We start from the raw sequence: 11,568 nt of genomic DNA, 5'->3' as shown, positions 1-11,568 counted from the left end.
ACGGGCAGTCCACCGCAGGACCCCTAGCGACCCCTCACCAGGTGATCGGCAGAGTGGCCGGACCGCGTACGATCACGCCGAACTTCCACTCCAGATCGTCGGTGACGTCGAGTCGTGGGAACCGGTCGAGCAGGGCACGCAGGGCGACCTGCAACTCCAACCGGGCCAGTTGCGCCCCGATGCACAGATGTGGCCCGTAGCCGAATGTCACGTGCGGGTTCGTCGCCCGGGTCAGGTCGAGGCGGTCCGGATCCGTGAACACGTCCGGGTCACGGTTGGCCGCCGCCAACGACGGCAGGACGGGTTCACCGGCGCGTACCGTGACACCGGACAGCTCCACGTCCTCCAGCGCGTAGCGGGCGAACATCGCCGCCGTGTTGATCGGCACGAACCGCAGCAGCTCCTCGACCGCCGACGGCATCAGGTCCGGCTCGGCGCGCAGCCGCGCCAGCGCCTGCGGATGCCGCAGCAGCGTGTAGACGAAGCTCGGCAGTCCGCAGGAGACCGTCTCGGTGCCGGCGGTGAGCAGGCCGGCACCGGCCAGGTCGATCAGCTCGGTCTCGGTCAGCTTGTCACCGTCGTCGCGGGCCCGGACCAGGGCGCCCAGCAGGTCGTCGGTAGGCCGCCGACGACGCTGGGCGACCAGCTCGGCGAAGTAGGCGTCCATCTCCGGGCCGACCGTGGCGAGAACACCGGTCGACGCCGACTCGTCGTTGGTGAACGCCTCGGTCCAACGGGTGAACTTCGGATAGTCCTCGAAGGGCACCCCGAGCAACCCGCAGATGACGGTCACCGGCAACGGCCGCGCGAAGTGCGTCACCAGGTCGGCCGGCTGGCCGCCGGCCACCATCGCGTCCAGCAGCTCGGTGGTGATCCGCTCGACAGTGACGCGCATCTTCTCGACCCGCCGGGCGGTGAACGCCTTCATCGCCAGCCGGCGCAGTCGCGTGTGGTCCGGCGGGTCCATCCCCATGATGCCGTCGTTCATGTTCTCGACCCGCATCCGTGGCTGGTCGAGGCCCTGTGCGACGGCACGGCTGAACCGCGGATCGGACAGTACGGTCCTGACGTCCCGGTGCCGGGTGGCCAACCAGGCCGGCTCACCGTAGGGCAGCTGCACCCGGCTGACGGGTTCGCTGCGGCGCAGTGTCGCGTACATCGGCGACACCTCGGTGCGCTGCATCGGGAACGGATACCGGCGGACCTGCCGGTCGACTGCCGTCATCGCAACTCACTTCCTGCCGTGTCGTACTTGCGTCGCACGTAGCCGAGCGCGTCCAGCAGCCCGGCCGAGCTCACCTGCCGCCGCTGCCGGCGTGGCACCAGATGACCGATCGGAAGCAGCCCGGTGTCCGCCCACCTCAGGGCCCCGTCCACGTCCAGGTAGCTGCGGGTCCGGCCGAGGTTGTCCGGATGCAGGCAGTACGGGATGTCCAGGTAGCCGCGTTTGAAGCTGTGCAGCAACGCACGACCGAGGTCGCCGTCGAGGTCGCTGATCGCCTCCACCATGGCGCGCGCCTCCTGGTAGGTCTGCGAGTCGGCGGCCGGGTCGACGCTCGGCCGCGGTGCGGGTCGGGTGCGGGCGGCGGCACCGGCGAATTCGAGCGCGTCGACGTTCTCGGCGATGGTCGGGATCCGCTGCGACTCCACGACCGTCTTGACGATCAGCCGCTCGGACCCGGTGGCCCGGGCCAGCGCCACGGCTTCGGCGAGCAGCCGCCGCGCACCCCACGGCGTGGTCGGGTACACCCCCATGTACGTGTAGACGACCACGTGCCAGTCGATGTCGTCGAGCAGCTCGGCGCAGAGCCGGCGCAACGCGAAGATTGCCTCCTCGTCCTGGCGCGGGTTCGTCTGCTGGGCGTAGCTGACCGCCACGCTGCGTACCCCGTACTGGCGGAAGAACATCGCCTCCAGCACGCTGAGCGCCACCAGTTGGCTGGGTGGGCACAGCTGACCGAGCATGCAGCCGCCGAACGTCTCCAGGTTGGGCTCGACCGGCGCGTGCTCGCGCAGGTGGGCGAAGAGCTCACAGCACTGTGCCCAACTACGCACGGACTCTTCCAGCGGCACCCGTCCGTACGGCAGGCAGTAGGAGACCGGTCCGCCTTCGGTGGCGTCCAGGCCGGCGGCGATCAGCGCGGCGAAGATGTGCTGCGGAGTCGCCGAGCCGTGGCGCAGCTGGACCGGGAACCCGCTGTCGCGTACCCCGTCGAGAACGGACCGGGTCACGTGCACCGGATGACTGACGATGGGGTAGCCGTTGAGGTCCGCGCCGGCGAGGACGGCCCGCTCGGCGGCGGCAAGGTCACCGACCCGGGTGTAACTGTCCAGGGTGATCGTGCCCACGGTGGTCGCCGGTACCGCCTTGGTGGCCCGCAACCCGCTGCGCATCGACTCCGGGCTGCCGAAGCCCATCCTCGGCTGCACCACCAGGTTCCCGGCGGCCCGCGCGGCGCGGACGAACTCGCCGAGGCCGATCCGGACCCGGTCGCCGGCCGTCGCCGCGACCGGTGCACCGGTCGCGGTCACCGGCGTCACCGGTGAACGGGTCGAGGTCACCGGATCGCCCGGACGGGCAGCGTGTCGAGGAACCGGCGGAACGCGGTGACGGTCTCGGCGTTCTCCTCGAACACCGCGTCGCAGCCGGCCCGGGCCAGCTCGTCGCGCTGTGCGGCGGTCAGCCCGCCGGCCACCCCGAGCTTGCCGCCGATCACGATCGGCAGGCCCGCCAGTGACGGCAGACCGCGCAGCCGGCGGACCACCCGCGCCCCGTCGAGGTGGCCGTGCCCGTTGACGCTGCTCAGCACGAGCAGCTCGGGTGCCCGGTCCAGGCACTCGCGGACGAGAAGTTCGTCGGGCACGCACGCCCCGAGGTTGGTCACCCGGTACCCGAGCTCGGCGAGCAGCAGCTCCAGGAAGACCAGATTCCAGGTGTGCGCGTCCGAGGAGAGCCCGCTGACGAGCACCGTCGGAGGTCCGGGCCGGGTGGCCTGGCGTACCCGGCCGGCCGGGTTCATGTCCACGGGCCGTGGTCACGGTGGTATTCCAGGCGCGACACGGAAACGACCCGGCGGCCCCGGACGACCACCTCGACCGGGGCCGGTCGGCCCAGGAAGGCCAGCAGGCTGGCTGTCGGCCCGTACGCACCCGCGTTCGGGATCGCCACCACGTCGCCGGGGGCGAGCTCCGGCACGTCGACGTCGCGGCCGAGCACGTCGCCCGGGGTGCACAGCGGCCCGACCAGACTCGCGGTACCGGCCGGGGCGTCCTCGTCGAGCTGGACCGCCACCGGTAGCAGCCGGCCCAGCCCGGACATGCCGCCGAAGGTGTTGATTCCGCCGTCGAGGATCACGAACCGCCGGCCCCGGCTCGTCTTGAGGTTGACCACCGAGCAGAGCAGGGTGCCACTGTCCCCGACGAGGTAGCGCCCGGACTCGCAGGCGACGCCCGGCGTACCGTGGCGCCAGCCGGCGAAGCTGGCATCGAGCGCGTTCTCCAGCTCGACGCGCACCTTGTCGTACCTCGGGCGGCTGCCCGGCACCGCGTACGGCGCGGCGAAGCCGCCACCGATGTCCAGCAGCCGCACCGGCAGGCCGAGTTCGTCGTGCAGTTGCGCCGCGAGGGTGACGGTGTGCTGGAACTCGCTGATCAGGCTCGCCTCGTCACGGGCGTTGCTCAGCGGGAAGAAGTGGGCACCGACGATGTCGGTGCCGGCCACCTCGCGCAGCTCGGGCAGCAGGTCGGGCAGGGTCTCGCTGTCGATACCGAACTGCGACGGCGCCCCGGTCATCCGGATACTCGTCGACGCCCGCGCGGTGACGCTGTTGATGCGTAGCAGGCACCGGGCGACCACGCCGTGCCGGCTGGCCACCGTACCGATGCGCCGGAGGTCGCCGGGAGATTCCACCGAGAACGTCCGCACGCCCCGGCCGATAGCCTCGGTCAGCTCACCGGTGGTCTTGCCCGGTCCGGTGTAGAGGCAGTGCCCGGCGTTGAAGCCGGCGGCGAGGGCGACCGCCAGCTCGCCGGTGGAGCTGATCTCCGCGCGGACCCGGTCCGCGGCGACCGCTGCGGCCACCTGCGGGTGCGGGTTGGCCTTGACCGCGTAGAACAGCTCGATCGGTTCGGGCAGGCTGGCCAGCAGGTCCCGCCGGGCGGACTCGATCCGGTCCAGGTCGTAGAGGTACAGCGGGGTGCCGTACCGCTCGGCAAGTTCCACGTACCAGGTGGCCGTGCTCACGACAGCGCCTCGTCCAGGATCATGGCGAGCTTCCCTCTCTCGTTCTTGCCGTGGTGGTTCAGCGGCAGTTCGTCGAGCACCCGGCAGGTCGCCGGCACCTTCGCCGGCTCCAGCCGCCGGGCCAGTTCCCGGAGCACCACGTGCGGGGCCAGATCGGAGACCACGCAGAGGGCGAGGTCGCGGTGCGGGGTGGGCGGCACCGCGACGGCCGCCCGCACGCCCGGAACGTCCATCGCGGCGGCTTCGATCTCCACTGTGCTCATCCGAATCCCCTTGCGCTTGAACATCTCGTCGCGCCGGCCGGCGAAGTAGAGGTAGCCGTCCTCGTCGAGACGGCCGTAGTCGCCGGTGTGCAGCCGGATTTGCCCAGTGCGCGGGTCCGGCCGGAACGTCCGGGCAGTCTGCTCCGGCGACCGCCAGTAGCCGGCCATGACGTGCGGGCCGGTGACCACGATCTCGCCGGTCTCACCGGGCGGCACGCTCCGCCCGTCCGGGTCGAGGATCAGCACCTCGGTGCCGGCGAGCGGGCGCCCCACCGAGTCGGGGCGTTCCCGGTCCTGTTCCGGGGGCATCACCGAGATGCGCTTGCACTCGGTCTGGCCGAACTGGCGGACCACCCGGGCACCGGGGAAGGCCGCGCGGAGCTGCTCGATCGTCGGCTGCGGCAGCGCGGCGCCGGTGTTGGTGAACATCCGCACCGGCGGCAGCGGTCCGGCGGCGCGCCGGGCCAGCGTGACGATCATGGCGGCGAGTGACGGCACCACCGGAACCACGGTCGTGGCGGTCTGCCGCATCCGGTCGAGCAACGCCAGGTCCGACTCGGTGCCGGCGAGCACCACCTCGGCCTGCGCCGCACAGGTCATCAGCACCTTGTGCAGCCCGTAGTCCCAGGACATCGGGAAGCGGCAGAACACCACGTCGTCCGGGCGGTAGCCGAGCGCGTCGCGCAACGCCCGTACGGCGAACGTGGTCTGGGCATGCGGGGTGACGACTGCCTTGGGCGCGGCGGTGCTGCCGGAGGTGTAGATCAGGGCGGCCGCGTCGGTGGCCGCCGGCGTCGCCGTACGGGTGAGCCGTCGCCCGGCACCTGCGTGCACCTGTGGCCACACCGTCCCGGTCTCGTGCACCGGCAGCCGGGTGAGCGAGCGCAGCGTCTCGGCGTTGGCCCGGTCGGCGACCACCAGGCGGGGTTCGGCGTTGGCGACCACCGCCGCGAGGTGGAACGCCTTCGTCGCGGGATTGATCGGAACGAAGGTCGCGCCGCGCCGGGAGACCCCGAAGAACATCGCGACCAGCTCGCGGGTGGTCTGGGCCTGCACCAGCACCCGGTCACCGGGGCCCACCCCCCGGTCGTGCAGCCAGGCGTCGACCGCGTGGCTGTGCTCGTGCAGCTCGGCGTAGGTCCAGGCACCGACCGCGTCGCGTACGGCGGGCCGGGTCGGGGCGACCGCCTCGGCCACGTCCAGCAACGAGTGAACCAGATCGTCGTCCAAAACCGCACTCCTGCCGCCTGGAAAAGACTGGAGGCGCCGTCGCGGAATTGCTGTCCAGCACCCGGACCGAATCAGCCGATCGGATCCGCCGACCGGGATCAGCCGACAGAAAGATAACCCCCGGTGGACGACTTCGGGATCCCCTACCAGCCCCTACTCAGGCGGGTGCCAGCTTGGGGAATCCGGTCACCATTTCCCTCGCCCGGGCCCGGAGCGCCGGTCGGTCCACCTTGCGGTTGGCATTCAGCGGCAGCTCGTCGCGGTGTTCGTAGCTCCGGGGCACCAGTCGCTGCGGCAGGCTCTGCCGCAGCTGCCGGGTCAGTTCGACCACCGCGGCCGGTCGCCCGGTGTAGAACACGACCAGCTCGGTCGTGTCGTCCACCGTGACGTCGAGGACGGCCGCGTCGTCGACGCCGACGCAGCCGCGTACCGCGTGTTCGATCTCGGCGAGTTCGACCCGCCACCCGTGCACCTGCACCTGGGCGTCGAGTCGACCGAGGTAGAGCAGTTCGCCGCCGGAGGTGCGGCGTACCCGGTCGCCGGTGCGGTACCAGGTCCGCCCGTCGCGGACGACGAAGCGTCCGTCGCCGTCGGCCGGATCGAGGTAGCCGGGAGCCAGTTGCGGCCCGCTCACCCACAGCTCCCCCTCGTCGGCAACCGGCTGTCCGGCCTCGTCCACCAGCAACTGCTGGTGCCCGTCGTGCAGTGGCCCGATCGGCACGACACCGTTGACGGCCAGCTGATGCGACCCGGCCCCGTAGCGGTGCCGGGTGACGGTGATGGTCAGTTCGGTCGGCCCGTACAGATTCTCCACGGTGGAGTTGACCGCCGCGTCCTGCCAGTGTGCCGCGTCCCGGCAGCGCAGTGCCTCACCGGCGAAGAAGCTGCGCCGCAGCGTCGGCAGCGAGCCCGCGCCGAGGCCGCCCAGGCGACGAACCAGCCCGATGCTGCTGGGGGTGGAGAACCAGACGGACACCTGGTGAGCGGCGAGGAAGCCGGGCAGGTCCCGGTAGGCCTGCCCGGGTACCCGCAGCAGCTGTGCTCCGGCTCCCCAGGCGCAGAACAGGTCGAACATGGCGCAGTCGAAGTTCAGGTCGAACGTCTGCGAGAACACGTCGGCGCTGTCGAAGTCGTAGCGCTGGTCCAGCAGGCGGAAGTAGTGGGCCAGACTGGCATGGGTGATCGGCACCCCCTTCGGTCGCCCGGTCGACCCGGAGGTGAACAGCATGTACGCGGCGTCGCCGGGCAGCACCGGTCGCGGCGCGGGCAGCGGCCGCCCGGACCGGCCGGGCAGCATCCGCAGCGGCGACCGGGGCTGCGGGTCCTGCCCGGCGACCAGGACCGCGACGTCCCGACCGGCCGGTAGCGACGCGGGCAGGCCGGCCACCGCCGGCTCGTCGGTCACCACGACGGTGACGCCGGCGGCGTCGAGCATGGCCCGGGTACGGGCCGGCGGGAAGTCGGGATGCAGCGGAACGACCGTGGCGCCGGCGTACAGGGCGGCGAGGATCCCGACGTACGCCGGAATGCTGCCCGCCGCCAGGACCCCGACCGGAGCGGGTCGCCCCCCGGCGTGCTCGGTCAGCACCGCCGCCCAGCGCAGTGCCGTCCGGTGCGCCTCGGCATAACTGAGCGTGTCGGAATTGATCCGGATCGCCGGCTGGTCCGGGGCGGTCTCCAGCCCTCGCATGAATCGTGCCGACAAGACGCCAATGGCAGCTTCGTCCATTTTTTACCCCCATCTTTTCAGCTCGCATCGTCGATGCGAAATGGTAGGATCAATCAGACCAGCAGGATTTCTTCAATCGGAGTCGCCATCATGTGGGACGACCAGTTCGAGACACTGCTCCGCCAACACCTGCCATTCATCGGCGACGACGAGAAGCTGTCGCCGGAAAGCTCGCTGCGTGATTTCGGTCTCGATTCACTCGGGACCGTCGAACTGCTCGCCGCGATCGAGTCGGCGTACACGGTGCGGTTCACCGACGAGGCGTTGGCGATGGAGTCGTTCGCTACCCCGGAGGTGCTCTGGACGACGCTGTCGGCGGTCCGGATGCAGGCCGCCTGAGCTGCCAGGTCCGGCCGGATCCGGGTTGCGGTCCGCACCGGATCCGGCCGGGATCCGGCGAAGCGCCGACGGTTCTCCGCCCCGGTCACCGGTGACCGCCGGCCCGGCCGTTTCAGACCGCCGCGGTGGACCGTCTCGGCTGCAGGGCAAGCCGGGGCGTGACAGCGACCACCTCGAACGCCGCAGTGGTCGCCCGCACCCGGCCGAACAACCGGTCGGGCCCGCAGACGCGCACCTCACGCACGCCCCGCGTACGAAGCGATGCGACCACGTCGGGCCAACGCAGCGGCCGGACGAAGCTGTCCAGCAGCATCTGGCGCACCCCCGCTCCGGTGGTGACCAGCGTGCCGTCCTGATCGGCGACGACCGGCACCGCCGGGTCGGCGAACTCAAGCCCGTCGAGCACCTCCCGCGCCACGATGTCGCGCAACGGCGCGAAGGCGGCGCAGTGCATCGGCGGACGCATCGTGTAGAGCGGGAGTCCGCCCGCCGACCGCAGCCTCGCCGCCAGCCAGTCGAGCATGTGTTCCCGCAGCGACAGCATGTGGAAGTCATGATCCACGTAGCAGGAGATCTCGTGCCACTCCCCTTGCCCGGCGAGCTCGTCGAGCACCTCCCGCAGCAGCGGCTCCGGTGTACGGGTGAACGAGTGTGTCACCACGTCACGGTGCTCGGTGGCGAAGTACTCCTCCATCCGACGGGCCAGCTGCGCGGTAAGCCAGATGGCCTGCGGTACCGGCAACGCGCCGACGTAGGCGATCAGCGGCTTCTCACCGAAGCTCGGCCCGACGCAGAAGTCCGGCACCGTCCCGCCCTGCTCGCTCCAGCGGGCCAGCGCCAGGCAGTTGACAAAGAAGGCCACCTGCGCGGCCTCCGAGTAGTCGCCGCCGGTGCGGTAGCGCTCCAGCAACGGGTATCCGAGGACCTCGTCGGCGGTCGCGGTCAGCTCCCGCGCGTACGGGTTGGCCAGCATGAACCGGCCGACCTCGGCGAAGCCGGTGGGTCCCATGCCCGGGAACACCAGCGCGGTACGCCCCTCAGCCATGCGTGCCCTCCCCCTTCAGTTCGGTGAGGAACTCCAGCAGCACCTCGGCGAAGCGCTCCGGCTCCTCCAGGTGCGGCAGGTGACTGGACTCCTCGAAGACCACCCACCGGGCACCGGGCACCCGGTCCAGGTACGGCTGCAACGTCGCCGGGGTCGCCTCGTCGTGCCGGCCGGACAGCACCAGGGTGGGCACCCGGATGTCGGCCAGGCAGTCGACGACGGACCAGTCCCGCAGCGTACCGATGACGTGGAACTCGCTCGGGCCGTTCATGGTCAGGTACACCGTCGGGTCGTTCGCGATCTCCATGAACGACGCCAGATAGTCCCGTGGCCACGGCGTGACCCGGCAGACGTGCCGGTCGTAGAACACCCGCATGGCGGTGAAGTACTCCTGGCTGTCGGTGGTCCCCGCCTGCTCGTGGCGGAGCAGGGTCTCGTTCACCCCGGCCGGCAACGCCTGGCGCAGCCGTCGCGCCTCCTGCAGCCACAGTGGATACGAAGCCGGCGCGTTGGCGACGACCAGGCCGCGCAGCCCGGCCGGACGGGTCGCCGCGTGCCGGGCCACCAGCGGGCCACCCCACGAATGGCCGAACAACACGTAGTCGTCGGCGACACCGAGCGAGCGCAGCAGGTTGTCCAGCTCGGCGAGGAACAGCTCGACGGTCCAGAAGTCGGCGCCCCGGTCGGGCAGGCGGGTGGAGCCGCCGTTGCCGATCTGGTCGTAGTGCACCACCGGCCAGCCGTGTTCGGCCAGCCCGGCCAGGTTCAGCAGGTAGTCGTGGGTGCTGCCCGGACCGCCGTGCACCACGACCAGCGCCGGCCGGCCCGCGCCGGCCGGTCTGGTCACCCGGTACCACGTCTGGTACTCCCCGAACGGCACGAGTCCCTTGTCGTGCGCAGCCACTGCCATGTTCACACCTCGCCGACCTCACCGTGTCCGCCCCGTACCGCATCGGATCCGGCCGGTGCCGGGACCCACGGTGTCGGTTCCGACGGTGCCAGCGGCCAGAACGCCGGACAACCCCAGATCAGCCCCGCACCGCCGCTAGGGGTGAGCACGGGTTGCCACCCCCGCCGCCGGCCTGTCACGGTCACACCATTTGCTGGTACGGCGATCGGAGTCCCCTTGACCTCGGCCACGACCTCGTGGGTCCGCCGGTTCCGGCCGAAGCCGGACGCCGCCACCCGACTGGTGTGCTTCCCGCACGCGGGAGGGTCGGCTTCGTACTACCTGCCGGTCGCCCGAGGCGTACCAGCCTCGGTGGACGTGCTGGCCATCCAGTATCCGGGACGCCAGGACCGGCGGCACGAGCCCGGCATCGACGACATCGAACGACTCGCCGATCTGGTCACCGCGGAGCTGGCCGACTGGCGCGACCGGCCCCTGGCCCTGTTCGGGCACAGCATGGGCGCGATGGTCGGCTACGAGGTCGCGCGCCGGTTGGAACGCGACGGCACCACACCGGCCGCGCTGATCGCCTCCGGTCGACGCGCGCCGTCGCGGCATCGGGAGACCAGTGTGCACCGTCTCGACGACCACGGCTTGCGCGCGGAACTGGCCCGGCTCAGCGGTACCGGCAGCGAGCTGCTGGACGACGTGGACATGCTCAACATGATCCTGCCGGCGACCCGCTGCGACTACCGTGCGGTCGAGTCCTACCGGCACCGGCCCGGGCCGCCGCTGCGCAGCCCGGTACTCGCCCTGGTCGGTGACCAGGACACCGAGGTGACCGTCACGGAGGCCGAGGCATGGCGGGACCACACCACCGGCGCCTTCGAGCTACGGGTCTTCCCGGGCGGCCACTTCTACCTCAATGAACACGCGGCCACCGTGCTCGAACTGATCACCCGACGGCTAACCTGAGACCGACGACTGGTCTGACCGGCGGCTGGTCCGGTGCCGGGCGCACCGTGCTGTCCGGGCGGGCGGTGGGACCGTCCGGTTCCACCGCCCGCCCGGTGCCACGTACCGGTCAGGTACCCGCCGACGCCTGCTCCGGCCGCCCCTGCCGGACCGCGACGAACAGACCCCTGGCACCCGGCCCCTGGTCCAGATAGGTCGGCGTGAACCCGGCGGCCCGGAACGCGGCCTCGTACTCCTCGCGGGTGAACAAGGTGATCAGAGTGCTTTCCGCGAGGTGGCGGATGCCCGAGTCCGCGTCGGCGATCAGGTACTGCACGTCCATCCGGGTTGCGTTGCCCTCCTGCGACGCGTGGGAGACCCGGGCGATGGTGCGCCCGTCCGCCCGGACCACGTCGCTGGCGACGTACCCGGGCAGGAACGTGTCGGGGAACCACCACGGGTCCACCACCGCGACGCCGCCGGGCACGGTGTGCTCGGCGAAGCAGCGCAGCGCGGCGGTGAGCTCGGCGGTCGTACGCATGTGACCGATCGAGCTGAACAGACAGGTCACCGCGTCGAAACGACGTCCCAGGGCGAAGGAGCGCATGTCGCTCTGGTGCAACGGCACCAGCGGCAGCCGCGCCTTGGCGCTCAGCAGCATGTCGGCGGATATGTCGACCCCCTCGACGTGCGGGAAGGACGCCGAGAGGTGCTGCAGATGCTCGCCGGTGCCGCAGGCGACGTCCAGCAGTGAGGCCGCGTCCGGCTTGTCGGCCAGCACGAGTCGGGTGACCTCGGCGGCCTCAGCGGCGTAGTCCTTGCCCCGCCCCTGGTGAATCAGGTCGTAGATCTCGGCGTCCTCGGATTCGTACACGT

At 71.1% G+C, this 11,568-nt stretch carries 11 protein-coding genes; 2 read left to right on the top strand and 9 right to left on the bottom strand.

Features of this window, described 5'->3' with window-relative positions; all coding sequences use genetic code 11:
• Positions 1-34: 34 nt before the first annotated feature.
• The 6 genes from O7553_RS05020 to O7553_RS04995 all read right to left on the bottom strand — a co-directional run bounded on the left by O7553_RS05020 (position 35) and on the right by O7553_RS04995 (position 7,441).
• Entirely contained in the window at positions 35-1,225 is a 1,191-nt protein-coding gene (locus tag O7553_RS05020) for a cytochrome P450 (RefSeq protein ID WP_281553695.1), read from the bottom strand.
• Positions 1,222-2,481: a methylaspartate mutase gene (locus O7553_RS05015; protein WP_281555478.1), complete on the bottom strand. Its 1,260-nt coding sequence runs from the start codon at positions 2,479-2,481 to the stop codon at positions 1,222-1,224. Before O7553_RS05015 ends, O7553_RS05020 begins: the two co-directional genes overlap by 4 nt.
• Before the next feature lie 77 nt (positions 2,482-2,558).
• A complete protein-coding gene (locus O7553_RS05010) occupies positions 2,559-3,020 on the bottom strand; it encodes a cobalamin-dependent protein (RefSeq protein ID WP_281555477.1) in 462 nt (153 codons plus the stop codon).
• Positions 3,017-4,243 (bottom strand): type III PLP-dependent enzyme, encoded by a 1,227-nt coding sequence (locus O7553_RS05005; protein ID WP_281553694.1) that lies wholly within the window; start codon positions 4,241-4,243, stop codon positions 3,017-3,019. The genes O7553_RS05010 and O7553_RS05005 overlap by 4 nt, the downstream gene beginning before the upstream one ends.
• Complete coding sequence (locus O7553_RS05000) at positions 4,240-5,736, bottom strand: AMP-binding protein (RefSeq protein WP_281553693.1); 1,497 nt, start codon at positions 5,734-5,736, stop codon at positions 4,240-4,242. The genes O7553_RS05005 and O7553_RS05000 overlap by 4 nt, the downstream gene beginning before the upstream one ends.
• A 157-nt stretch (positions 5,737-5,893) precedes the next feature.
• Positions 5,894-7,441, bottom strand: a complete 1,548-nt coding sequence (locus O7553_RS04995) for an AMP-binding protein (protein ID WP_348650101.1) — start codon at positions 7,439-7,441, stop codon at positions 5,894-5,896.
• 114 nt (positions 7,442-7,555) lie between these two features.
• On the opposite strand from O7553_RS04995, the gene O7553_RS04990 reads away from it, so the two are divergent.
• A complete protein-coding gene (locus O7553_RS04990) occupies positions 7,556-7,804 on the top strand; it encodes an acyl carrier protein (RefSeq protein ID WP_281553691.1) in 249 nt (82 codons plus the stop codon).
• A 112-nt stretch (positions 7,805-7,916) separates the two neighbouring features.
• On the opposite strand, the gene O7553_RS04985 is transcribed toward O7553_RS04990, so the two are convergent.
• Together O7553_RS04985 and O7553_RS04980 are read right to left on the bottom strand one after the other, a co-directional pair.
• The gene (locus tag O7553_RS04985) at positions 7,917-8,849 is read right to left on the bottom strand and encodes an ACP S-malonyltransferase (RefSeq protein ID WP_281553690.1); all 933 of its coding nucleotides are present in this window, start codon (positions 8,847-8,849) and stop codon (positions 7,917-7,919) included.
• Positions 8,842-9,759 carry a proline iminopeptidase-family hydrolase gene (locus O7553_RS04980; protein ID WP_281553689.1) on the bottom strand — a complete coding sequence of 306 codons (918 nt, stop codon included), beginning with the start codon at positions 9,757-9,759 and terminating at the stop codon, positions 8,842-8,844. Before O7553_RS04980 ends, O7553_RS04985 begins: the two co-directional genes overlap by 8 nt.
• 216 nt (positions 9,760-9,975) lie before the next feature.
• Here O7553_RS04980 and O7553_RS04975 point away from each other — a divergent pair, with 216 nt between their 5' ends.
• Entirely contained in the window at positions 9,976-10,713 is a 738-nt protein-coding gene (locus O7553_RS04975) for a thioesterase II family protein (RefSeq protein ID WP_281553688.1), read from the top strand.
• A 109-nt stretch (positions 10,714-10,822) separates the two neighbouring features.
• On the opposite strand, the gene O7553_RS04970 is transcribed toward O7553_RS04975, so the two are convergent.
• A complete protein-coding gene (locus O7553_RS04970) occupies positions 10,823-11,566 on the bottom strand; it encodes a class I SAM-dependent methyltransferase (protein ID WP_281553687.1) in 744 nt (247 codons plus the stop codon).
• Positions 11,567-11,568: the final 2 nt, after the last annotated feature.

It is taken from the genome of Solwaraspora sp. WMMA2059 (genome assembly GCF_027497315.1).
Lineage (GTDB): Bacteria > Actinomycetota > Actinomycetes > Mycobacteriales > Micromonosporaceae > Micromonospora_E.
Note: the sequence above shows the minus strand (reverse complement) of the source record. Positions and strands in the feature narration are given on the sequence as shown.